This is a genomic window from Streptomyces sp. NPDC028910 (assembly GCF_055564955.1).
The window spans coordinates 21663-44605 of record NZ_JBVHVF010000024.1; the positions used below are offsets into that span (position 1 = coordinate 21663).

At 73.8% G+C, this 22943-nt stretch carries 25 protein-coding genes; 8 read left to right on the forward strand and 17 right to left on the reverse strand.

Annotated elements, in window-relative coordinates; translation table 11 throughout:
* Positions 1-71: 71 nt before the first annotated feature.
* Positions 72-803, reverse strand: coding sequence for a VIT1/CCC1 transporter family protein (locus ACZ4TV_RS25695; RefSeq protein ID WP_468137234.1), 732 nt, complete (start codon positions 801-803; stop codon positions 72-74).
* Positions 804-1050: 247 nt separating this feature from the next.
* On the opposite strand from ACZ4TV_RS25695, the gene ACZ4TV_RS25700 reads away from it, so the two are divergent.
* From ACZ4TV_RS25700 to ACZ4TV_RS25730, 7 genes are all read left to right on the forward strand, one after another.
* A complete protein-coding gene (locus ACZ4TV_RS25700) occupies positions 1051-2037 on the forward strand; it encodes an ADP-ribosylglycohydrolase family protein (protein WP_468137235.1) in 987 nt (328 codons plus the stop codon).
* Positions 2034-3836: an ADP-ribosylglycohydrolase family protein gene (locus ACZ4TV_RS25705; RefSeq protein ID WP_468137236.1), complete on the forward strand. Its 1803-nt coding sequence runs from the start codon at positions 2034-2036 to the stop codon at positions 3834-3836. The genes ACZ4TV_RS25700 and ACZ4TV_RS25705 overlap by 4 nt, the downstream gene beginning before the upstream one ends.
* A gap of 7 nt (positions 3837-3843) precedes the next feature.
* Positions 3844-4989 (forward strand): ADP-ribosylglycohydrolase family protein, encoded by a 1146-nt coding sequence (locus ACZ4TV_RS25710; protein WP_468137237.1) that lies wholly within the window; start codon positions 3844-3846, stop codon positions 4987-4989.
* 452 nt (positions 4990-5441) lie between these two features.
* Positions 5442-6914, forward strand: a complete 1473-nt coding sequence (locus ACZ4TV_RS25715) for an ADP-ribosylglycohydrolase family protein (RefSeq protein ID WP_468137342.1) — start codon at positions 5442-5444, stop codon at positions 6912-6914.
* On the forward strand, positions 6911-7912 hold the full coding sequence (rbsK, locus tag ACZ4TV_RS25720) for a ribokinase (RefSeq protein WP_468137238.1): 1002 nt from the start codon (positions 6911-6913) through the stop codon (positions 7910-7912). Before ACZ4TV_RS25715 ends, rbsK begins: the two co-directional genes overlap by 4 nt.
* A 137-nt stretch (positions 7913-8049) precedes the next feature.
* Positions 8050-9282, forward strand: a complete 1233-nt coding sequence (locus ACZ4TV_RS25725) for a CaiB/BaiF CoA transferase family protein (protein WP_468137239.1) — start codon at positions 8050-8052, stop codon at positions 9280-9282.
* A complete protein-coding gene (locus tag ACZ4TV_RS25730; protein WP_468137240.1) occupies positions 9279-10094 on the forward strand; it encodes an HpcH/HpaI aldolase/citrate lyase family protein in 816 nt (271 codons plus the stop codon). Before ACZ4TV_RS25725 ends, ACZ4TV_RS25730 begins: the two co-directional genes overlap by 4 nt.
* A 142-nt stretch (positions 10095-10236) precedes the next feature.
* Here ACZ4TV_RS25730 and lgt read toward each other — a convergent pair whose 3' ends face one another.
* The 11 genes from lgt to hisI form a co-directional block, all read right to left on the reverse strand.
* Positions 10237-11178 (reverse strand): prolipoprotein diacylglyceryl transferase, encoded by a 942-nt coding sequence (lgt, locus tag ACZ4TV_RS25735; protein ID WP_468137241.1) that lies wholly within the window; start codon positions 11176-11178, stop codon positions 10237-10239.
* A gap of 87 nt (positions 11179-11265) precedes the next feature.
* A complete protein-coding gene (locus tag ACZ4TV_RS25740) occupies positions 11266-12255 on the reverse strand; it encodes a DsbA family protein (RefSeq protein ID WP_468137242.1) in 990 nt (329 codons plus the stop codon).
* A gap of 110 nt (positions 12256-12365) precedes the next feature.
* Entirely contained in the window at positions 12366-13196 is an 831-nt protein-coding gene (trpA, locus tag ACZ4TV_RS25745) for a tryptophan synthase subunit alpha (RefSeq protein WP_468137243.1), read from the reverse strand.
* Positions 13193-14464 carry a tryptophan synthase subunit beta gene (gene trpB, locus ACZ4TV_RS25750; RefSeq protein ID WP_468137244.1) on the reverse strand — a complete coding sequence of 424 codons (1272 nt, stop codon included), beginning with the start codon at positions 14462-14464 and terminating at the stop codon, positions 13193-13195. The genes trpA and trpB overlap by 4 nt, the downstream gene beginning before the upstream one ends.
* A 203-nt stretch (positions 14465-14667) precedes the next feature.
* Entirely contained in the window at positions 14668-14880 is a 213-nt protein-coding gene (trpM, locus tag ACZ4TV_RS25755) for a tryptophan biosynthesis modulator TrpM (protein WP_468137245.1), read from the reverse strand.
* Positions 14881-14889: 9 nt separating this feature from the next.
* Positions 14890-15699: an indole-3-glycerol phosphate synthase TrpC gene (trpC, locus tag ACZ4TV_RS25760; RefSeq protein ID WP_214932893.1), complete on the reverse strand. Its 810-nt coding sequence runs from the start codon at positions 15697-15699 to the stop codon at positions 14890-14892.
* 172 nt (positions 15700-15871) lie between these two features.
* Complete coding sequence (locus ACZ4TV_RS25765; RefSeq protein WP_468137246.1) at positions 15872-16348, reverse strand: DUF2752 domain-containing protein; 477 nt, start codon at positions 16346-16348, stop codon at positions 15872-15874.
* A gap of 71 nt (positions 16349-16419) precedes the next feature.
* Positions 16420-16671, reverse strand: coding sequence for an HGxxPAAW family protein (locus tag ACZ4TV_RS25770; RefSeq protein WP_468137247.1), 252 nt, complete (start codon positions 16669-16671; stop codon positions 16420-16422).
* A 148-nt stretch (positions 16672-16819) separates the two neighbouring features.
* Complete coding sequence (locus tag ACZ4TV_RS25775; RefSeq protein ID WP_468137248.1) at positions 16820-17518, reverse strand: TIGR02234 family membrane protein; 699 nt, start codon at positions 17516-17518, stop codon at positions 16820-16822.
* A gap of 14 nt (positions 17519-17532) precedes the next feature.
* Complete coding sequence (locus tag ACZ4TV_RS25780; RefSeq protein WP_468137249.1) at positions 17533-19023, reverse strand: anthranilate synthase component I; 1491 nt, start codon at positions 19021-19023, stop codon at positions 17533-17535.
* A gap of 15 nt (positions 19024-19038) precedes the next feature.
* Entirely contained in the window at positions 19039-19407 is a 369-nt protein-coding gene (gene hisI, locus ACZ4TV_RS25785; RefSeq protein WP_468137250.1) for a phosphoribosyl-AMP cyclohydrolase, read from the reverse strand.
* A gap of 91 nt (positions 19408-19498) precedes the next feature.
* Between hisI and ACZ4TV_RS25790 the strand changes: the two genes are divergently transcribed.
* Positions 19499-20131 carry a TIGR03085 family metal-binding protein gene (locus tag ACZ4TV_RS25790; RefSeq protein ID WP_468137251.1) on the forward strand — a complete coding sequence of 211 codons (633 nt, stop codon included), beginning with the start codon at positions 19499-19501 and terminating at the stop codon, positions 20129-20131.
* 124 nt (positions 20132-20255) lie between these two features.
* Here ACZ4TV_RS25790 and hisF read toward each other — a convergent pair whose 3' ends face one another.
* The 5 genes from hisF to ACZ4TV_RS25815 are packed head-to-tail and all read right to left on the reverse strand — an operon-like array spanning position 20256 to position 22942.
* Positions 20256-21011 (reverse strand): imidazole glycerol phosphate synthase subunit HisF, encoded by a 756-nt coding sequence (gene hisF / locus ACZ4TV_RS25795; RefSeq protein ID WP_468137252.1) that lies wholly within the window; start codon positions 21009-21011, stop codon positions 20256-20258.
* Positions 21008-21394: a RidA family protein gene (locus tag ACZ4TV_RS25800; RefSeq protein ID WP_468137254.1), complete on the reverse strand. Its 387-nt coding sequence runs from the start codon at positions 21392-21394 to the stop codon at positions 21008-21010. The genes hisF and ACZ4TV_RS25800 overlap by 4 nt, the downstream gene beginning before the upstream one ends.
* Positions 21391-22128 (reverse strand): bifunctional 1-(5-phosphoribosyl)-5-((5-phosphoribosylamino)methylideneamino)imidazole-4-carboxamide isomerase/phosphoribosylanthranilate isomerase PriA, encoded by a 738-nt coding sequence (gene priA, locus ACZ4TV_RS25805; protein ID WP_468137255.1) that lies wholly within the window; start codon positions 22126-22128, stop codon positions 21391-21393. Before priA ends, ACZ4TV_RS25800 begins: the two co-directional genes overlap by 4 nt.
* Positions 22128-22778 (reverse strand): imidazole glycerol phosphate synthase subunit HisH, encoded by a 651-nt coding sequence (gene hisH, locus ACZ4TV_RS25810; protein WP_468137256.1) that lies wholly within the window; start codon positions 22776-22778, stop codon positions 22128-22130. The genes priA and hisH overlap by 1 nt, the downstream gene beginning before the upstream one ends.
* On the reverse strand, positions 22775-22942 hold the full coding sequence (locus tag ACZ4TV_RS25815; protein WP_468137257.1) for a hypothetical protein: 168 nt from the start codon (positions 22940-22942) through the stop codon (positions 22775-22777). Before ACZ4TV_RS25815 ends, hisH begins: the two co-directional genes overlap by 4 nt.
* Between the last annotated feature and the right edge of the window lies 1 nt (position 22943).

Consider the following 22943-nt stretch of genomic DNA (forward strand, 5'->3'; position numbering starts at 1 on the left):
CACGGGATCGAAACCACCGAGTAACGGACTACTTATGTTGCGTACTGCATAGTGTCTCACTCGCAGCCCGGTCAGCCTATGGCTGCGCCGATCCAGGTTCCCAGGATGTACGTCACACCGGCGGCCGCGCCACCCAGGGCGAGCTGGCGCACGCCGCTGTACCACCAGGACCGGGCGGTGACCCGGGAGACGACCGCCCCGCAGGCGAAGAGCCCGGCCAGCGCGAGCAGCACCGCGGGCCACAGGGCCGTGGCACCGAGCAGGTAGGGCAGTACGGGAAGCAGCGCGCCCAGCGCGAAGGAACCGAAGGAGGAGACCGCGGCGACGAGCGGCGACGGCAGGTCGTCGGGGTCGATCCCGAGCTCCTCGCGGGCGTGGATCTCCAGCGCCTGCTCCGGGTCGCGGGACAGCTGCATGGCGACCTCGCGGGCGAGCGCCGGCTCGACGCCGCGGGAGACGTAGAGCTCGGCCAGCTCCTCCATCTCGTCGACGGGGTGCTTGCGCAACTGCTGACGCTCTATGTCGAGCTCGGCGAGGACCAGTTCGCGCTGCGAGGCGACGGAGGTGTACTCGCCGGCCGCCATCGAGAAGGCGCCGGCCGCGAGGCCCGCCAGTCCGGTGATCACGATGGTCTGCGGGGCGACGGCGCCGCCGGCCACGCCGGTCATCAGGGCGAGGTTGGAGACGAGCCCGTCCATGGCACCGAAGACGGCCGGCCGCAGCCATCCACCGTTGACGTCGCGGTGGGTGTGGTTGTCGCGGTGGGCAGTGTGCAGCGGTGCTTCGATGTCAATGATGGACATGCGGCGAATCTCCCCATTTGTGCGAACGGACCCCACGAGGCGGCCCGCTCCCCCTGAACACCTCGAAACTACGCACGATTTCTGCCGCCCGCCAGCAAGGAAGGCCGTACTTACCTGCGGTTTTGCGGGTCGGCGACCGGGTGACGACAGCGTTCGGCGGGTGTTTCGCGACGAGCGACAAACCACATGCCATGGCACAAATCCCCCAAGGGCTCATCATGAGTCCCATCAAGTGGAGAGGCGCGCCATGGAGCTGATTGCATGCAATCCGCAGGTCCTCCTCGAACGGGCCAGGGGCGCTCTTCTGGGACTCGCGGTGGGCGACGCGCTGGGCGCCCCCGCGGAGAACATGAAGCCGTCGGAGATCCGGGCGAAATGGGGCCGCATCGAGGGCTTCGTGTCGGAGGATCCGGCGGGCACGGACGACACCGAGTACGCGATCTTCTCGGGGCTGCTGCTGGCCCGGCACGGCTCGGCGCTCACGGTCTCCCACGTGGAGCGGGCCTGGCACCACTGGATCGCGGACCTCGACGAGGGGCCGTTCCGGGGCGCGGGCTTCTCGGAGCGCGGCACCCTGGAGAACCTCCGCCGGGGACTGGCGGCCCCCATCTCGGCCCAGCACCGGCACGCGTGGTCGGACGGCCTGGCCATGCGGGCGGCGCCGTTCGGGGTCTTCGCGGCGGGCCGGCCCGCGGAAGCGGCCCGGCTGGTCGCCATCGACGGCACGGTCAGCCATGAAGGCGAGGGGATCTACGGCGGCCAGGCGGTGGCGGCGGGCGTGGCGGCGGCCATGGCGGGCGGGTCGCCCGCCTCGGTCGTCTCGGCGGCCCTCTCCGTCATCCCCTCGGACTCCTGGACGGCCCGCTCCCTGCGCCGGGCGGTCACCGCCGCCCCGCGCGGCGAACGGGCGGTGCGCTCGGCGGTGGTCATCGGCGGCTACCCGTGGACGGACCTGGCCCCGGAGGCGGTGGGCCTGGCGTTCGGCGCCTTCGCCGCGTGCGGGGGCGACTTTCCCTCCTCGGTCCTCACCGCCGTGAACATGGGCCGCGACGCGGACACCACGGCGGCGGTGGCGGGCGCGCTGGCCGGCGCGATGTCGGGCGCCGCCGCGATCCCCGCCGCCTGGTCCTCGGCCATCGGCCACGTCCGCGGCAGCTGCCTCCCCTCGATGCGGGGCTACCACGTGCTGGACATCGCGGACCTCCTCACCCCGGAATACGAGGCCCCCCGATGACACCCCCACCCCCGGAGGACGTCCCCCCGCCCGAACCCCGACAGCGCGCGGCGCTCACCACCCCACCCGCCGACCGTCCCCCGACCCCGCCGGCCCCCACCGGGCAGACCCCGCCCCCCGGGCCCGAAGCCCGACCGCGCGGGGCGCTCACCGACCCCCCGGGCGAAGCCCTGCCGCGCGCGGCACTCATCGCCACTCCGGTCGGCCGCAACCCGACGCCGCCGCAGCCCGCGGCCCCCGAGGCCGAGGCCCGGCCACACACGCTCGCGGACTCCGGGGCACCCTCCGGGCCCGTCTCGGCGGCCCTCCCCGCCCGGGCCCCAGCGGCCGCCACCGACCCGGGTGGGACACGGCCGCACGCGCTCGCGGACTCCGGGGCACCCTCCGGGCCCGTCTCGGCGGCGCTCTCCGCCCCAGCAGCCGCCACGGACCCGGCCGAGGTCCGGCCGCACGCGGTCGCGGGCTCCGGGGCACGCTCCTGGCCCGGGTCGGCGGCGTTCGGCGACCGGGCGACGGCTGCGGCCACGGACCCGGGCGGGGTCCGGCCGCGCATGGTGGTGGCTCTGGAGCCGCGGGCCGCGGTCCGGATCCTGGAGGTCCCCCTCGGCTCGGCCGTCACCGCACGCGCGCAGGACCGTACCGCCCCGGCCGAGCACCCCGCAGGGGCTCAGGCAGGGGACCCGCCCCGCCGGATCGAGGGCCTCCTCCTCGGGCTCGCCGCAGGCGACGCGGCCGGGTGGCCCGCCGCCCGCCACCGCGCCAGCCGGATGCCCGAGTGGACCCGGCGCCTCACCCGCGAGCTCGACACCTTCGCCGAGCACAACGCCACCACCACCCTCCCCGTCCCCATCGCCCTCAACCAGCCCCCCGAACCCCTGCGCCTCGGCCCGTCCGACGACGCCGAGTGGGCCGCCTTCGTCGCCGAGTCCGTGCTCACCGCCGCCGGCGTCCTCCTCAGCGACCTCAGCAGATCGAGGAGGATGCGCGCCGCCATCGACCTGGCGTGGAACGCCCTGGCGTCCGAGGTCGCCGCCGCGGCGGAGCGCGCGCCCGAGGTCGAGTCCGCCGTCCTGCCGCTGCGCGCCCGGATCTCCGTACGCGCCGGCCTCGGCAATCTCGCCACCGGCCTGCGCCCGCCGGCCACCGGGCACGACAACCCGCACTACTTCGACGACGCCGCCTGCATCCGCGCCTGCGTGCTCGCCGTCGTCCACCCCGGCGACGCCGGTGCGGCGGCCGACCTCGCCGAGTTCGACGCCCGCTACACCCAGGACGGCGACGGCGTCCACGGCGCCCGCGCCATGGCCGCCGCCATCGCCACCGCCCTCACCACCGCGGACGTCGACGCCGCCGTGGACGCCGCCCTCGCCCAGCTCCCCGCGGCCACCGAGATCGGCCGCAACGCCCGGCACGCCGTCGAGCTCGCCCGTACCCACACCGACGGCGGCGCCTTCGCCATCGTCCCCACTCTCGAACACGAGATCGTGGACCACGTCTACAGCTACGGGATCGCCGCCGCCGAGACCGTCCCCGTGGCCCTCGCCCTCGCGACCGCCGCCCGCGGGAAGGTGACCGAGGCCGTCCCGGCCGCCGCCTGCCTGTCCCGCGTCGCGGACTCCGCCCCCGCCCTCGCCGGCGCGCTCACCGGCGTGCTCGGCGGCGGCGACTCGATCCCCGCCGCCTGGCGCGAGGCCTGCCGCACCCTCTCCGGCTGCGCCCTCCCCCGCCTCGCCGGCACCGACCTCGTGGAACTCGCCGCGCTCCTCGCGCGCACGGAACTCACCTCACCCAAGGGATGATTCGGACATGACGCTCACGTTGGAGGACCGGGCCTGCGGCGCTCTCGTCGGAGCCGCCGTCGGCGACGCGCTCGGCGGCCCGGTGGAGGGCTGGACCCCGGACCAGATCGTGGAACGGCACGGCGGCCGCGTGCACGGCATCGTCGGCCCGTGGCACGAGGACTGGCGTACGGCGCGCCCGATCGCCCCGTACCACAAGGGCGACGGACACGTCACGGACGACACCTTGATGACGCACGCGCTGGTACGGGTCTACGAAGCCGTACGGGACCATCTCGATGCCCACGCGGTCGCCGAGCACCTGGTCCCCGACCTGATGTCCACCCCGCGCTGGATCCCGGAACTGGAGGCCGAGGCCCTGCCGTTGCAGCGGATCTTCCTCGCCGAGAAGTGGATCGTGACCCGGCTGCACTACGCGCACGTCGACCCGCGCGAGGCGGGCAGCGGCAACATCGTCAACTGTGGCGCGGCGATGTACATGGCGCCGGTGGGCATCGCCAACGCGGGCAACCCGGCGGGCGCGTACGCGGAGGCCCTGGACATCGCCGGCGCGCACCAGTCCTCGTACGGGCGGGAGGCGGCGGGCGTGTTCGCCGCGGCGGTGGCGGCCGCGTGCGTGCCGGGGGCGAGCGCCGCCTCGGTGGTGGAGACGGCCCTGTCCCTGGCCAAGGACGGCACGCGTGCCGCGATCTCGGCCGTCCGGGAAGTGGCCGCCGCCCACCGGGACTTCGAGTCGGCGCTGGCCCCGCTGCGGGCGGCGGTGGCCCCGTACGACTCGGTCGGCCCGGACTACCGCGCGCCCTCGCTCGATGCCCGCCGCCCGTCCCGGCTGCACTCCATCGAGGAACTCCCGATCGCGCTGGGGATGCTGCTCGTCGCGGACGGAGGGTACGAGGCCTCGGTGCTCGGCGCGGTCAACTACGGCCGGGACTGCGACTCCATCGCCACCATGGCGGGGGCGATCGCCGGGGCCCTGGGCGGGGAGGCCGTGGTGCCCGCCGCCTGGGCCAAACAGGTCGCCGAGGCCAGCCGCCTCGACCTGCACGCCCCGGCCGCGGCGATGGCCGCCGTGGCCCGGGAGATCTTCGCCCTCGACCGGTCCCGCCGCCGGACCCACGAGGCGGCCTTCACCGCGATCACGGCCCCCCGATGACCCGGCCCTGCCCCCACCCGCCCGCAGCCCCGGCCGACCCGCCCCCGGCCACCACCACACCCGGTGCCACCACCGCTGCGGCCACCACCCGCGAGGCCGCCCCAGGTGCCGCTGCCACTGCGGTTGCGAGCCCCGAGACCACCACCACGGAAGCCACCACCCCGGGTCGTCGTCCCACCACCCCGAGTCGTCCCACCAACCCCGCGGCCTCCACCCCGGGTGCCACCACACCCGGTGCCACCACCCCAGGTGCCGCTGCCACTGCAGCCGCGAACCCCGAGAGCACCACCGGGGCCGCCACCCCGGCCGCCGCCACGACCGCAACCGCCGCCACCCCGGCCGCCGCCAGGCACGGAGGTCATCAGGTGGCGGTCGCGGAGAGTCCGGCGCGGGCGCCGGCGCGCCCGTCGGACGCCGGGGAGCGTGCGGGAGCCGGCTGCGCCGCGGAGCTCGTGCGTCTCACCTGGGCGCAGCCCGAGGACCTCGTCGGGCACGAGCTGCGCCAGGCGGCCGAGGACGGCCGGGATCCGGAACCCGCCCGGCGGGCCTGGCTGGCGGCGGGCGGCCATCCCGCCCCCGAGCGCGCCGGGGCCTCTCCCGCCCCGGCACCGCCGGAGCTGCGCGCCCTGGCCTCCCGTCTCATGGACGAGCTCGCCGCCCTCCCGTCCCCGACGGCCACCGCCGAGCCGCAGTCCTGGGAGGCCATCCGGGCCACCTGGCCCAAGCCGGGCGGACCGGTCGGCACCCCGGCCGCGGCCCGCACCGCTGAACGGGCCCCCACCGGGCACCCGCCGCAGGCGACCCCCCGGAGCCCCGCCCGCCCGCAAGACGCCGGGACCCGCACGGGGACATCCGGCGGCCCCGACCCCCGTCTGCGGACCCGGCTGGAAGCCGCCTGGCTCGGGCGGGCCGTCGGCTGCCTGCTCGGCAAGCCCGTCGAGAAGCTCCCCCTGGAGGGGATCCGGGCCCTGGCCCGGGCAGCCGGGAACTGGCCGCTGAACGACTGGTTCACCGCACGCGGCGTCCCCCCGGAGGTCCTGGCCGCGCACCCCTGGAACCGCCGCTCCGCCCCCACCTCGCTCGCCGAGAACATCGACGGCATGCCCGAGGACGACGACCTCAACTACCCCCTCCTCGGCCTGCTCCTCCTCCAGCGGCACGGCAAGGGCTTCACGACCGCCGACGTCGCCCGCCTCTGGCTCGACGAACTGCCCGCCGGGCGCACCTTCACCGCCGAGCGGATCGCGTACCGCAACCTGCTGCTCGGGCTGGAGCCGCCCGCCACCGCCACCCACCACAACCCCTTCCGCGAGTGGATCGGCGCCCTCATCCGCGCCGACGTCCACGGCTGGACCAACCCCGGCGACCCGGCCGCCGCCGCGGCCCGGGCGTACCGGGACGCCGTCCTCACCCACACCGCCAACGGCGTCTACGCCGCCCTCTTCGTCGCCGCCGCCACCGCCGAGGCCGCCACCGGCCGCGCCGACGTCCACACCGCGCTGCGGGCCGGACTGGCCGTCGTACCACCCCGCTCCCGCCTCGCCGAGGCCGTCCGCCTCGGGATCCGCGCTGCCCGGGACGAGGCGGACTTCGACCTCGTCGTCGACCGGCTGCACGCGCGCTACGGGCACTACCACTGGGTCCACGCCGTCCCCAACACCGCCCTGATCGCCGCCGCCCTCACCCACGCCGACGGGGACTTCACCCGCTCCGTCTGCCGCGCCGTGTCCGGCGGCTGGGACACCGACTCCAACGGCGCCACCGCCGGCGCCCTGGCCGGACTGATCGCCGGCTCCCCGGACGCCATCCCGCACCGCTGGACCGCGCCCCTCAAGAACCGCCTCGCCACCACCGTCCCCGGCTTCGACGGCATCGGCTTCGACGCCCTCGCCCACCTCACCGCACAGGAGGCAGCACGCTCATGACGGCCATCGCCGTGCTCGGCAGTACGAACATGGACCTCGTCGCCTACGTTCCCAAGGCCCCCCGCCTCGGGGAGACCGTCACGGGACGCGCGTTCCGCACCGTCCCCGGCGGCAAGGGCGCCAACCAGGCCGTCGCCGCCGCCCGCTCGGGAGCGGAGGTGGTGATGATCGGCGCGGTCGGGGCCGACGAGTTCGGCGTACGGCTGCGCTCCGCGCTCACCGCGGCCGGGGTCGAGACGGCGTCCCTGCGTACCGTCGAGGGCGCCAGCGGCACCGCCCACATCACCGTGGACGACGAGGGCGCCAACAGCATCATCGTCATCCCCGGCGCCAACGCCCGCGTCACCGGGCTGGAGGCGGGCGACGACTCCCGGATCGCCGCCGCCGACTCCCTCCTCCTCCAGCTCGAACTCCCCCTGGAGGCCGTACTCGCCGGCGCCCTCTGCGCACGCGCGCACGGCGTCCGTACGGTGCTCACCCCGGCCCCCGCCCGGCCGCTGCCCGCCGAGCTCCTCGCCGCCACCGACCTCCTGGTCCCCAACGAGCACGAGGCGGCCGCCCTCACCGGACTCACCGACCCCCGCCAGGCCGCCGAGGCGCTGCTGCACGACGTGCCCGAGGTGGTGATCACCCTCGGCGCGGCGGGAGTCCTGTACGCCGCCCGGGGCCGGGAGCCGTTGAGCGTGCCCGCGCCCCGGGTCCGGGCCGTGGACACCACCGCAGCCGGGGACACCTTCGTCGGCGCCCTCGCCGTGGCCCTGGGCGAGGGCCGGCCGATGCCGGAGTCCCTGCGCTGGGCCTCGGCGGCGGCCGCGCTCTCCGTCCAGCGCCCCGGCGCCCAGGCCTCGATGCCGACCCGCGCCGAAACCGACGCCCTCGCCCTGGCCGGACGGAAACCGGAGCCGGGGCCGCCGCCCGGATCCGGCGCCCGGACCGGCCCCGGGCAGGCCGATGCACCGGACGCCGGATCCCGGCTCCCGGCGGGAGGCGCCTCGTGAGCGATACCGGTGCGGGCGGCCCTGCCCGGCCCGAGGGGATCGCCTCAGCCGGGCGGCGCCCGGGCCCCGCCCCCGGCACGCCCGGCCCCAGACGCCCCACGAGCCCGTACGGGACCTCGGGCACGGCACCCGGTGCGATGGCGGGACCCGGGGCCGAGCCAGCCCCCGCCGAAGCCCGGCCAGGGCACGGGCCCCTGCAAGGGCTCCGGGTGCTCGACCTCGCCACCCTGTTCGCCGGGCCGCTCGCCGCCACCCTGCTCGGCGACTTCGGCGCCGAGGTGCTCAAGGTCGAGCACCCCGACCAGCCCGACCCCTCCCGCGGCCACGGCCCCGCCAAGGACGGCATCGGCCTGTGGTGGAAGCTGCTCGGCCGGAACAAGCGGACGCTGACCCTCGATCTGTCCACCCCCGGCGGCCGGGACACCCTGCTGCGCCTCGCCGCCACCGCCGACGTGATCATCGAGAACTTCCGCCCCGGCACGCTGGAGAAGTGGGGGCTGGGCTGGCCCGAACTGTCCGCCGCGAACCCGCGCCTGGTCCTGACCCGCGTCACGGCCTTCGGCCAGCAGGGCCCGTACGCCCGCCGCCCCGGTTTCGGCACCCTCGCCGAGGCGATGAGCGGGTTCGCCGCGATCACCGGGGAACCGGACGGGCCACCGACCCTGCCGCCCTTCGGGCTCGCCGACTCGATCGCCGCGCTGACCACCGCGTACGCCGTGATGACGGCCCTCGCCGGCCGCGACCGCACCGGGCACGGGCAGGTCGTGGACCTGGCCATCATCGAGCCGATCCTCACCGTGCTCGGCCCGCACCCCCTCTGGTACGACCAGCTCGGCTTCGTCCAGCCCCGCACCGGAAACCGCTCCACCAACAACGCCCCGCGCAACACCTACCGCAGTGCCGACGGGCGCTGGCTGGCGGTCTCCGCCTCCGCCCAGTCCATCGCGGAGCGGGTCATGCGACTGGTCGGCAGGCCCGAGCTGATCGACGAGCCCTGGTTCGCGACCGGCTCCGGGCGGGCCCGGCACGCGGACGTCCTGGACGAGGCGGTCGGCGGCTGGATCGCCCACCGCAAGGCCGAGGAGGTCGTCGCCGCCTTCGAGGAGGCCGAGGCGGCGGTCGCCCAGGTGTACGACGTCCGGGACGTGATGGCCGACGCCCAGTACGCGGCCCTGGACACGATCACCGAGATCGACGACCCGGAGCTGGGCCCGCTGCGGATGCAGAACATCCTCTTCCGGCTCTCCGAGACCCCCGGCGGGATCCGCTGGGCCGGCCGCCCGCACGGCGCGGACACCGACGAGGTCCTGACCGAGCTCGGGCTGACCGGGGCCGAGATCACCGCGCTGCGGGCCGAGGGAGCCTTGTGATCCTGACTTGGCTGTACGCGCCCGGCGACCGCCCGGAGGTGGTCGCCAAGGCCCTCGGCTGCGGGGCGGACGCCGTGATCGTCGACCTGGAGGACGCGGTCCCGGTCTCCCGCAAGGAGTACGCGCGCGCCGCCACCGCCGAGCTGCTGGGCGAGCGGCCCCCGGTGCCCGTCCACGTCCGCGTCAACGCCCTGGACTCGCCCTGGGGCGGGGCGGACCTCACCGCGCTCGGCGGACTGCGCGGGCTGGCGGGGCTGCGCCTGCCGAAGATCAGCGCCCCGGAGCAGGTCGCCGTCATCGCGGACCGCACCGGCGGGGTGAGCCTCCACGCCCTGCTGGAGTCGGCGCTGGGCGTGGAGCGCGCGTACGAGATCGCCCGCGCGCACCCCGCCCTGCGCGGGCTCTCCCTCGGCGAGGCGGACCTGCGGGCCGATCTGGCCGTGAGCGCGGAGGCGGGCCTGGACTGGTGCCGCTCCCGGGTGGTGGTCGCGGCCCGCGCCGCCGGGCTCGCGCCACCGGCCCAGTCGGTGTTCCCGGACATCCGGGACCTGGAGGCGCTGGCCGTCTCGTGCGCCCGGGGGCGGTCCCTCGGCTTCCTCGGCCGGGCGGCGATCCACCCGCGCCAGCTTCCGGTGATCGAGCGGGCGTATCTTCCGGGGCCGGAGGAGGTCAGCGCCGCCGTGGAGGTCCTGAGCGCGGCGCGGGCCACCCCGGGTGCGCTGGCCCTGCCCGACGGCCGGTTCGTGGACCCGGCCGTCGTGGCGGCGGCGCACCGCACCCTCGCCCTGTCCACCCGGCCGCCCGCGCGCTGACGAGGGCAGAGTGCCGCGCCGTCTCCCGGGGCTCCGCCCCAGACCCCGCGCCTCAAACGCCGGCGAGGCTGAAAAAGCGGGTGTACGCGAAGGGGGGCGCCGCAGCGTGTGCGGCGCCTCCCTCGCGGACCGACCGTTCAGGTCAGAGCTTCTCGGCCCCCGAGGCCTCGGCCTCGCCCGGTTCCGCCTTGCGGAGATCGGCCTTGGCCGCGCCCAGCGGTACGGCGTCCTTGGGCTCCGGAGCCGCAGCGTCCCCGCCCTCACCGCCGGAGGCAACCGGCTCGACGACGTCCTCGCGCCCCGGCCGCAGCTTCGCCGACAGCACCAGGTAGACGACCGCCAGCACGAAGACGACGATCGAGGTCCAGACGTTCAGCCGCAGGCCCAGGATGTGGTGCGCCTCGTCGACCCGCATGTACTCGATCCAGCCGCGCCCGACGCAGTACGCGGCCACGTACAGGGCGAACGCCCGCCCGTGCCCGAGCGTGAAGCGGCGGTCGGCCCAGATCACCAGCACGGCGACGCCGATGCACCAGAGCGACTCGTACAGGAAGGTCGGGTGGTAGGTCCCCGCGTCCCGGTTCGGGCCCGCGGTGATCTCCACCGCCCACGGCAGGTCGGTGGCCCGGCCGTACAGCTCCTGGTTGAACCAGTTGCCCCAGCGCCCGCAGGCCTGGGCCAGCGCGATACCGGGGGCCAGGGCGTCCGCCCAGGCCGGCAGCGGGATACCGCGCAGCCGGCAGCCGATCCAGGCACCCACCGCGCCCAGCGCGATCGCGCCCCAGATGCCGAGGCCGCCCTCCCAGATCTTGAAGGCGTCGACCCAGTTGCGGCCCTCGCCGAAGTAGAGCTGGTAGTCGGTGATCACGTGGTAGAGGCGACCGCCGACCAGGCCGAACGGCACCGCCCACACGGCGATGTCCGCGACCGTGCCCGGCTTTCCGCCGCGCGCGATCCAGCGCCGGTTGCCGAGCCAGACGGCGACGAAGACGCCGATGATGATGCAGAACGCGTAGCCGCGGAGCGGGATCGGTCCGAGATGGATCACGCCGGTCGACGGACTGGGGATGTAAGCAATGTCCATGGCAGACCTGACGCTACCCTGCCGGGCGGTGCGGACCGCAACCCGCCCGGCAAGACGAAACCAAATCCACACATGGACGGGTGGTCCTCAGTCTCCCGAGGATCCGTTCGGGGAGCGGTCCGGGAGGCGGTCCGAGGAGCGGTCCGGGGAGCGTTCCGAGGAGCCGGTCGACGCCGCCTTCGAGGCCGACGGCGAGGCCTTCGCCCCGGCCTTCGCCCCGGATCCCGACGTCGAACCCGCCGACGGCGAGGCCTTCGCCGCCCCCTTCGCGGCCCCGGCCCCGCCGGAGCCCTTGGCCTCCACCAGCTCCTTCAGCTTCTGCGGGCTCACCTGATTGGCCTGGTCGCCCAGGATGTCCTTGCCGTCCAGGAGCACGGTCGGCGTGCCCCGGAAGTTCCCGGCGCGGAAGGCCTCCTGCGACTTGCCGACCCAGCTGTTGTGCGTGCCGTCCTCGACGCACGCACGGAACGCGGGCGTGTCGAGCCCCTCCACCTTGCCCGCCAGTTCCAGCAGCTTGGCGTTCTTGCCGAAGGCGTCGTCGACCTCGTGCGGCTGGTTCTGGAAGAGGACGTCGTGGTACGCCGTGAACTTCCCGGCGTCCTGCGCGCAGGCCGCCGCGTTCGCGGACTTCAGCGAGCCGCTGCCGCCCATCCTCGCGTCGATGAGCGTGACCAGGTGGTATTCGACCTTGAGCAGCCCCTTGGCCTCCAGGTCGTGGATGACGTCCCGGTAGAGGTCCTCGAAGTTCTTGCAGGCGGGGCAGCGGAAGTCCTCCCACACGGTGAGGGTGGACTTGGCCTCCGCCTTTCCCGTCTGGATGGCGAGGGCGTCCTTGCCGGTGGCCCCGGAGGGCGCGATCAGCGGGCCCTCCTTGGCGGTGCCGCCGTCCTTGCCGGTGTTCGCCGCGATCACGCCGACGACGGTCGCCAGCCCGAGCACGCCGACCACCGCCGCCGCCACGATCAGCGTCCGCCGGCGCTTGTCCCGGGTCTTCTGCCGCTCGCGCTCCACGAGGAGTCGCTCCCGGGCCGATCGTTTCGTCGCATCGCGGTTCGCACCGTCGTTCTTCTCGCTCACGTTCGGCCAAACGAAGCAGGGAGGCACTCGCGTGCCTCCCCGCTCCCACTTCCACCCGATCGGGCTACAGAACCCGCTCAGATGTCCACACTTCTGATCGAACGCGCGTGTCAGCTCCGGCGTACGCCCTGCGCGAGTTCGCCCGCGAGTGCCCGAACGGCGTCCAGTCCGGCCGTCAGGTCCGGCGCGTCCAGCAGCAGCTTCACGAAGGCCGAGCCGACGATCACACCGTCGGCGAAGCCCGCGACCTCCTTGGCCTGTGCGGCGTTGGAGACGCCCAGGCCGACGCAGACGGGGAGCCCACGGCGGGCACCATCGGTGGCCCGGGTGCGCCGCACCAGGTCCTGCGCCTGGTTGCCGACCGATTCGCGGGTGCCGGTGACGCCCATGAGGGAAGCCGCGTAGACGAAGCCGGAACCGGCCTCCGTGATGGTCGCCAGGCGCTCGTCCTTGCTGCTCGGCGCCACGACGAAGACGGTCGCCAGACCGTGCTTCTCGGCGTGCTCGCGCCACAGCGCGGACTCCTGCACCGGCAGGTCGGGCAGGATGCAGCCCGCGCCGCCCGCCGCCGCCAGCTCGGCGGTGAAGCGCTCGACGCCGTAGCGGTCGATGGGGTTCCAGTACGTCATCACCAGGATCGGGGCGCCGGTGGCCTCGGACGCCTCCCGCACGGTGCGCATCACGTCCGCGATCTTGACCCCGCCGCGCAGGGCGATGTCGTCGGCGGTCTGGATGACCGGGCCGTCGAGCACCGGGTCGCTGTGCGGCAGGCCGACCTCGACGACGTCCGCGCCGCCCGCGACGACGGCCTTGACGGCTTCGATCCCGCCGTCCACGGTCGGGAAGCCGGCGGGCAGGTAGGCGACGAGTGCGGCCCGGTCCTCGGACTTCGCCTTGGCGAGGGTCGCGCTCAGCAGCTCGATGTTTCCGTTGGCGCTCACTTGTCGTCCCCCTCGGAGAACTCGTTCTCGGCGACTTCCCCGTCGGCGTCGTACAGGCCGAAGTACCGGGCCGCCGTGTCCATGTCCTTGTCGCCGCGGCCGGACAGGTTGACCACGATCAGGCCGTCCTTGCCCAGCTCCCTGCCCAGGTCGAGCGCCCCGGCGAGGGCGTGCGCCGACTCGATCGCCGGGATGATCCCCTCGGTGCGGGAGAGCAGGCGCAGGGCCTGCATCGCGGCGTCGTCGGTGACCGCGCGGTACTCGCCGCGGCCGGAGTCCTTGAGGTACGAGTGCTCCGGGCCGATGCCGGGGTAGTCCAGACCGGCCGAGATGGAGTACGGCTCGGTGATCTGGCCCTCGTCGTCCTGGAGGACGTACGAGCGGGAGCCGTGCAGGATCCCGGGCTCGCCGGCGGTCAGCGTGGCCGCGTGCTCGCCGGTCTCGACGCCGTGCCCGGCGGGCTCGAAGCCGACCAGGCGGACGTCGGCGTCCGGGATGAAGGCGTGGAAGAGGCCGATGGCGTTCGAGCCGCCGCCGACGCAGGCCGCGACGGCGTCGGGCAGCCGGCCGGCGCGTTCCAGGATCTGGCGGCGGGCCTCGACACCGATGACCCGGTGGAAGTCGCGGACCATGGCCGGGAAGGGGTGGGGGCCGGCGACCGTACCGAAGAGGTAGTGGGTCCGGTCCACGTTGGCGACCCAGTCCCGGAACGCCTCGTTGATCGCGTCCTTCAGGGTCCGGGAGCCGGACTTCACGGCGATGACCTCGGCGCCCAGCATCCGCATCCGGGCCACGTTCAGGGCCTGGCGCTGGGTGTCGATCTCGCCCATGTAGATGGTGCAGTCGAGGCCGAAGAGCGCGCACGCGGTGGCGGTGGCCACACCGTGCTGGCCGGCGCCGGTCTCGGCGATGACCCGGGTCTTGCCCATGCGCTTGGTGAGCAGCGCCTGGCCCAGCACGTTGTTGATCTTGTGTGACCCGGTGTGGTTGAGGTCCTCGCGCTTGAGGAAGATCCGGGCGCCGCCGGCGTGCTCGGCGAAACGGGGCACCTCGGTGAGGGCGCTGGGGCGGCCGGTGTAGTTGACCATGAGCTCATTGAGCTCGGCCGCGAAGGCCGGGTCGCCCTTGGCCTTCTCGTACTCGACGGCGACCTCGTCCACGGCGGCGACGAGCGCCTCCGGGATGAACTTGCCGCCGAAGTCGCCGAAGTAACCCTCGGCGTTCGGAACGTGACCCTCCGGGTCCGGGATGAAGAACTCGCTGGACATGTCCAGTGCTCCTACGGGTGCGAGATGCGGCGGGTGGATTCACCGTATTGCGCCGCCCGCCCGTGCCGCGCACACCCCGCTGGGGAGGTGGCCGCGTACGGTGCGGTCAGCCTGCGCCCGGAGCCGGTCGGCCCGGGCGGCAGGCCGTACGGGGCCACCTCGCGGCGCGGTACGTCCGGCGTACCGGGCCGCGGCGGCCCTCGTTACAGCGCGCCTCCGCGGCGCCATCGCATGCCGTTGACCTGACCGGGCTCGGAGCCGATCACGTACCGGACCCGTCGCCCGTGCACGCGCCGGGCCGGGGCGCGGCAGCCGCGAGGGCGGCAGCCGCGCGCCAGGGGCGCGTGCGCCGTCGGCACGCCGACCGGGCCGCGGCGGCCGGGTCGGGTGCGGACGGAGGGGCGGTTGTGGGTCATGGGGACGGGTCAGCTCCGCCCGTGGCGCAGGGCGGGGTGGGCGCCGGCGGCGACGAGGTCGGCCACGGCCGCCTTCGGGTCGCGGCCGGTCACCAGGGACTCCCCGACGAGGACGGCGTCGGCGCCCTCGTTGGCGTAGGCGATCAGGTCGTGCGGCCCACGGATGCCGGACTCGGCGACCTTGACGATGTGGGCCGGGATCTCGCCGACGACGCGCTCGAAGGTGGAGCGGTCGACCTTGAGGTCCTTGAGGTTGCGGGCGTTGACGCCGATGATCTTGGCACCGGCGGCGACCGCGCGCTCCACTTCCTCCTCGTCGTGGACCTCGACGAGCGGGGTGAGGCCGATGGACTCGGCCCGCTCGATGAGGGAGACGAGGGCTTCCTGTTCCAGGGCCGCGACGATCAGCAGAGCGAGGTCGGCGCCGTAGGCGCGGGCCTCCCAGAGCTGGTACGCCGTGACGATGAAGTCCTTGCGCAGGATCGGGATGTCCACGCGGGCGCGGACGGCCTCCAGGTCGGCCAGCGAGCCGCCGAATCGGCGCTGTTCGGTGAGGACGGAAATGACCGCCGCACCGCCCGCCTCGTAGTCGGCGGCGAGCCCGGCCGGATCCGCGATCGCGGCCAGCGCGCCCTTGGAGGGGCTGGAACGCTTGACCTCGCAGATCACCTTGACGCTGTCGCCGCGCAGGGCAGCGACGCCGTCCTTGGCCTGGGGCGCCTTGGCGGCACGCTCCTTGAGCTCGTCGAGGCTCACGCGGGCCTGCCGTTCGGCAAGGTCTTCGCGGACCCCTTCGATGATCTCGTCGAGCACACTCACGCGAGCGGCCCCCTTCCGGGTCGATGACGGTCGGCCGCCTTGCAGACACGTACAACTGCAAGGTCAGCAATCAAATGGTATCCGCAGGAGGCGTTGCACTCCGCACGCGGTTGACGGCGTCCCAGTAACTGGACATCCGGAATCCGGGCTTCATATGGGCTGCTGACGGGGCTCAGGGGGCCAGCGCGGAGCCGAAAGAAAGATTTCGGACAACGGCGAAAATCAGCGCCACCGCGCCGATCGCCCACCAGTACGGCGGCCGTAGGACGATCCGCGGGACCGGCCCGCCCCGGACGGCGCGAACCAGCCACACGGCCATGAACCCGGCGAAGGCGAAGTAGCCCACGACGGCGAGGGCATTTGCCCCGAAAGCTGCGATCAGATCGCCGTGGGCGAACGCGTACGCGCTGCGCAGGCCACCGCAGCCCGGGCACAGGATTCCGGTCAGCCGCAGCAGGGGGCAGACCGGATAGTGGCCCGGTTCATTGGGGTTCACGGTGCCCACATACGCAAAGGCCGAGGCGGCCGCGGCCAGGTAGAGGGCCGGGGCGGCGAGCCGCCGGGCCCGGGACGGCCGCTCGGCGGGCGCCGGCGGCGGCAGGACATCGGGGGTGCGGGGGGCGTCCACGCGCTGATTCTCTCCGGTCATGACAAAAGGCGCAGCCCGACGGGGCCGCGCCTTTCGGCTGCGCCGCTTGGAACGGCGTCGGTCACGCGCGCTCAGACCTTGGAAGCGACCTTGGCGGCGGCGATGACCTCGGCGAGGTCCTTGTGCGAGGCCTTCGGGGCGCCCATGCCGGCGGCCTTCATCGCCATGCCGACGACACCGCCGAGCGCGACGACGACGAGACCGGCCCAGAAGCCGAGCGGGTTCGCGATCACCATGAAGGCACCGGAGATGCAGAAACCGATGAAGGCGATGATGACACCGGTCCAGGCGGCCGGGGTGTGTCCGTGGCTAGTGCCCGCCATGAGTTGCTCCTCGTTGCTCTGTCGCGCTGCTGTGTCGAACGTGCGGTCTGTGTCGAACGCTCGGTGACCATTGTCCCGCACCGGGCGACTTCGCCGTCCACGGGGGTCGGGTCAGCGGGTCGGGTCAGCGGCCGGGTCGGCGGGCCGGTCAGCGGGCCGGATCGGCGGTCGGGCCGGTGGTCGGGCCGGTGGTCGGGCCGGTGGTCGGGTCCTCTCCGCGGTCCAGAGCCTTCCACAGATCTTCCGGCCGGTCGGGATCCACCGCCGCGACGGTACGCCGACGGGGGCTGCCGTCCCGCTCGTAGCGGCCGCCCATCGAGGGCCAGCTCCGCCCGAAGCGCAGCGCCAGCAGTCCGGCGGCCAGGATCAGGACCGCGCCGGCGGCCGTGACGTACGGCCATGTGGTCTGGGTCAGCGCGGCCACCTGCGCCGCGGTGTCCGCGGTCGTACGGGCGGCCTGCGCGTCCAGGGCGCTGCGGCCGCCGTCGCCGAAGACGGCGGACAGGGCAGCGCCCAGGCCGCTGAGCGCCAGCAGTCCCGACACCAGCAGCCGGGCCTTGCCGCGTACGGCGAAGACGGCGACCAGGGCGGCGAGGCCCACGATGGCCAGGGCCGCCGGGAGCCCGGTGACGGCCCGCCCGTCCGCGGCCAGCTGGAGCGAGTCGCCGCCGATGGCGGTGGTGCCCCTGGCCCAGGTCCGGCCGGAGGCGAGCAGGACGACGGTGGCGCCGAGCGCGCCGAGCAGCAGGGCGGCGGCCACGCTGCGCCGGGCGCTGCGGTGGCCGGGAGCCTCGGGCTCGGGGGCGGCATCGGTTCGGGGCGGGGGTACGGCACTCACGTACCCCACTATCCCCTACGCCCTCAGGAACCGTGGAGGCGGTTCGCCGCTCCCACCGCGCGCAGCACGGCGGCCGCCTTGTTGCGGCACTCGTTGTCCTCCAGCTCGGGCACCGAGTCGGCGACGACACCGGCGCCGGCCTGCACGTACGCCGTGCCGTCGCGCAGCAGCGCGGTGCGGATGGCGATGGCCGTGTCGGAGTCCCCGGCGAAGTCCAGGTAGCCGACGCAGCCGCCGTAGAGACCGCGGCGGGAGGGCTCCAGCTCCTCGATGATCTGCATGGCGCGGGGCTTCGGCGCGCCCGAGAGGGTGCCGGCCGGGAAGCAGGCGGTGAGCACGTCGAAGGCGGACCTGCCCTCGGCGACCCGCCCGGTGACCGTGGACACGATGTGCATGACGTGCGAGTACCGCTCGACGGACATGAAGTCGACGACCTCGACGGAGCCCGGCTCGCAGACCCGGCCGAGGTCGTTGCGGCCGAGGTCGACGAGCATCAGGTGCTCGGCGCGCTCCTTGGGGTCGGCCAGCAGCTCCTCGGCGAGGTCGTGGTCCTCCTGCGGGGTGGCGCCGCGGTGCCGGGTGCCGGCGATGGGGTGGACCATGGCCCGCCCGTCCTCGACCTTGACCAGCGCCTCGGGGCTGGACCCGACCACGTCGAAGCCGTTCTCGAATCGGAAGAGGTACATGTACGGGGAGGGGTTGGTGGCCCGCAGCACCCGGTAGACGTCCAGCGCGGAGGCCTTGCACGGGGTCTCGAACCGCTGCGAGGGCACCACCTGGAAGGCCTCGCCGGCCCGGATCCGCTCCTTGATGTCCTCGACGGCCGCCTGGTACTTCTCGCCGCCCCACAGCGCGGAGAACTCCGGGAGCTCGGAGGCGGGCAGCGGGGTCGGGGTGTAGGGGGCGGGCCGCGCGAGGTCCTCCTCCATGGCGTCGAGCCTGGCCACCGCGTCCGCGTACGCCTCGTCCACGCCGGTGTCGAGGTCGTTGTGGTTGATCGCGTTGGCGATGAGCTGGACGGTGCCGTCCCAGTGGTCCAGGACCGCCAGGTCGGAGGTGAGCAGCATGGTCAGCTCGGGCAGCTCCAGGTCGTCCCTGGTGTGCTCGCCGATGCGCTCCAGGCGGCGCACGATGTCGTAGCCGAGGTAGCCGACCATGCCGCCGGTGAAGGGCGGCATGCCTCCCGCGAGGTCGCGGGGGGTGTGCAGGGCCTCGACCGTGGCGCGCAGGGCGTCGAGGGGGTCGCCGTCGGTGGGTACGCCGACGGGCGGGGTGCCGATCCAGTGCGCCCGGCCGTCCCGCACGGTCAGGGTGGCGTCGCTGCGGACCCCGATGAAGGAGTACCGGGACCAGGAACGGCCGTTCTCCGCGGACTCCAGCAGGAAGGTGCCCGGGCGTTCGGCGGCCAGCTTCCGGTAGAGCCCGACGGGGGTGTCCCCGTCGGCCAGCAGCTTGCGGCTCACGGGGATGACGCGGCGGTCGGCCGCGAGCTTGCGGAACGTCTCAAGATCCATTGCGTGGGACCCTACCTAGTCGGCTGCGCGGAGGAGGACATCGTCGTCGAAGCAGGTGCGCGCGCCGGTGTGACAGGCGGCTCCGACCTGGTCGACCTTGACGAGCACGGTGTCGGCGTCGCAGTCGAGAGCGACGGACTTCACGTGCTGGAAGTGGCCGGAAGTATCCCCCTTCACCCAGTACTCCTGACGGCTGCGGGACCAGTAGGTGCAGCGGCCGGTGGTCAGGGTGCGGTGCAGGGCCTCGTCATCCATCCAGCCCAGCATGAGCACCTCACCGGTGTCGTACTGCTGGGCGATGGCCGGTACCAGGCCGTCGGCGGAGCGCTTGAGGCGCGCGGCGATGGCGGGATCGAGGGTGCCGGGGCGGGGGGACGTACTCATGCGGCCATTGTGCCGGGCCGGGATGGGGGGAATGATCCTTGTCCGCCTGATGAGCAGGCGCGCGGCGTGTTCCGGCCGTAGGCTGGCCGGCATGTCAACCCATGCGAAGCGTGAACGACTGCTGCTGGCGGACCTGTTGGAGGCGGCCGGTCCGGAGGCCCCCACGCTGTGCGACGACTGGACCTGCCGGGAACTGGCCGCGCACGTGGTCGTCCGGGAGCGCAGGCCGGACGCGGCGGGCGGGATCCTGCTGAACGTCCTGAAGGCGCGCCTGGACAAGGCGATGGAGGAGTACACCGCCAAGCCGTACGAGGAACTGATCCAGCTGATCCGGACCGGCCCGCCGAAGATGTCGGTGTACGCGCTGAAGCAGCTCGACGAGGCGGCGAACGCGATCGAGTTCTACGTCCACGCGGAGGATGTCCGCCGGGCGCAGCCCGACTGGTCCCCGCGGGAACTGGACCCGGTGTTCTCGGACGCGCTGTGGTCCCGCCTGGAGAAGCTGGCCCGCATCACGGGCCGCCGCTCGCCGGTGGGCCTGGTGCTGCGCCGTCCGAACGGGCAGACCGCGGTGGCGCACAAGGGTGCGCCGGTGGTGACGGTGACGGGTGAGCCGGGCGAACTGACCCTGTTCTGCTTCGGCCGCCAGGACGCTGCCGCGGTCACCCTCGACGGTGACAAGGAGGCCGTCGCCAAACTGACGACGGCCAAGCTGGGCATCTAAACCTGCGGCGCCGCTGTCGGGGGCTCTGCCCCCGAACCCCCGCGCCTCAAACGCCGGCGAGGCTATTTTTAGCCCCGCCGGCGTTTGAGGCGCGGGGTCTGGGGCGGAGCCCCAGGAGGCGGCCTCAGCGGACCGGGTGGCCCGCTTCGCGGAGGGCGGTCTTGACCTCGGAGATCCGCAGGTCACCGAAGTGGAACACCGACGCCGCGAGCACCGCGTCGGCGCCCGCCGCGATCGCCGGGGCGAAGTGCGCCAGCTCGCCCGCGCCGCCCGAGGCGATCACGGGGACCGTGACGTGCTTGCGTACGGCCGCGATCATCTCGGTGTCGTAGCCGTCCTTGGTGCCGTCCGCGTCCATCGAGTTCAGCAGGATCTCCCCGGCGCCCAGTTCCGCGGCCCGGTGGGCCCACTCGACGGCGTCGATGCCCGTGCCCCGGCGGCCGCCGTGCGTGGTGACCTCGAAGGAGCCCGACTCGGTCCTGCGGGCGTCGACCGACAGTACGAGGACCTGACGGCCGAAGCGCTCCGCGATCTCCTGGATGAGCTCGGGGCGGGCGATCGCGGCGGTGTTCACGCCCACCTTGTCCGCACCGGCCCGCAGCAGCTTGTCCACGTCGTCCGCGGTGCGGACGCCGCCGCCCACGGTCAGCGGGATGAAGACCTGCTCGGCGGTCCTGCGCACCACGTCGTACGTGGTCTCGCGGTTCCCGGAGGACGCGGTGATGTCGAGGAAGGTCAGCTCGTCGGCGCCCTCGGCGTCGTACAGCTTGGCCATCTCCACCGGGTCACCGGCGTCCCGCAGGTTCTGGAAGTTGACGCCCTTGACGACCCGGCCGTTGTCCACGTCCAGGCAGGGGATCACCCGTACGGCGAGAGTCATGCGGACGCTCCTCGGTAGGCCTCGACCTCGACCTCGACGACCATGCCCGGGTCGACGAAGCCAGAAACGATGATCATGGATGCGGCGGGGCGGACCGCGTCGAACAGCTCCTTGTGGGCGCGGCCCACGTCGTCCACGTCCCGGGCGTGGGTGAGGTACATCCGGGTGCGGACCACGTCCTCGGGACCGAGCCCGGCCTGGGCGAGGGCCTTGAAGGCCACGCCGAAGGCCATGATCGCCTGCTCGTACGGGCCGCCGCCGTCGGCCGCGGTGCAGCCGGAGACGAGCACGAGGCCGTTGGGGAGCTGAACGGCGCGGGAGTAGCCGATCACGTCCTCGTAGGCGCCGCCGGACGAGATGCGGCGTACTTCGTCGGAGCTCATGCGGAGACCACCTTCAGGGCTTCTTCCAGGGTGAAGGCCTTGGCGTACAGGGCCTTGCCGACGATCGCGCCCTCGACGCCCAGCGGCACCAGCTCGGCGAGCGCCCGCAGGTCGTCCAGGGAGGAGATGCCTCCGGAGGCGACGACGGGGCGGTCGGTGGCGGCGCAGACGTTCTTCAGCAGCTCCAGGTTGGGGCCGGTGAGCGTGCCGTCCTTGCCGATGTCGGTGACGACGTAGCGGGCGCAGCCCTCGGAGTCCAGCCGCGCGAGGGTCTCGTACAGGTCACCGCCCTCGCTGGTCCAGCCGCGGCCCTTGAGGGTGGTGCCGCGTACGTCGAGGCCGACCGCGATCTTGTCGCCGTGCTCGGCGATCGCCCTGGCGGCCCACTCGGGGGTCTCCAGGGCCGCGGTGCCGAGGTTGACGCGGGTGCAGCCGGTGGCGAGGGCCGCGGCCAGCGAGGCGTCGTCGCGGATGCCGCCGGAGAGCTCGACCTTGATGTCCATGGCGGCGGTGATCTCGGCGACCAGGGCGCGGTTGTCGCCGGTGCCGAAGGCGGCGTCGAGGTCGACCAGGTGCAGCCATTCGGCGCCGGAGCGCTGCCAGGCGAGGGCCGCCTCCAGCGGGGAACCGTAGGAGGTCTCGCTGCCGGACACCCCGTGCACGAGGCGGACGGCCTGGCCGTCGCGGACGTCGACCGCGGGGAGGAGTTCCAGCTTGGCGGAGTGCGCGGTCATCACAGGGTCTCGATCCAGTTGGTGAGGAGCTGGGCGCCGGCGTCGCCGGACTTCTCCGGGTGGAACTGGGTGGCCCACAGGGCCCCGTTCTCCACCGCCGCGACGAAGCGCTCGCCGTGGGTGGCCCAGGTGACCTTGGGGGCGCGGATCAGCGGGTTGGTGGTCTCCAGGCTCCAGTCGTGCGCCGCGTAGGAGTGCACGAAGTAGAACCGGGCGTCGGCGTCCAGGCCGGCGAAGGCCTGGCTGTCGGCCGGGGCCTCGACGGTGTTCCAGCCCATGTGGGGGACGATGGGGGCCTTGAGCGGGCCGACTGTGCCGGGCCACTCGTCGAGGCCCTCGGTCTCGACGCCGTGCTCGATGCCGCGCTCGAAGAGGATCTGCATGCCGACGCAGATGCCCATGACGGGGCGGCCGCCGGAGAGCCGGCGGCCGATGATCCAGTCGCCGCGGACGTCCTTGAGGCCCTGCATGCAGGCGGAGAAGGCGCCGACGCCGGGGACGAGGAGTCCGTCGGCGTCCATGGCCTTGTCGTAGTCGCGGGTGATCTCGACGTCGGCGCCGGCGCGGGCGAGGGCGCGCTCGGCGGAGCGGACGTTGCCGAAGCCGTAGTCGAAGACCACGACCTTCTTGGTGGGGCGTGCTGTGCTCATTCCCAGATTCCTTGGATCCGCAGGACTCCGGCGAGCAGACACATCGCGGAGCCGATGGCGAGCAGGACGATGACCGACTTGGGCATCTGCTGCTTGTGGAAGGAGTAGACGCCGCCGGCCAGGAACAGGCCGAGGACGATCAGGATGGTGTTGAGGCCGGTCACG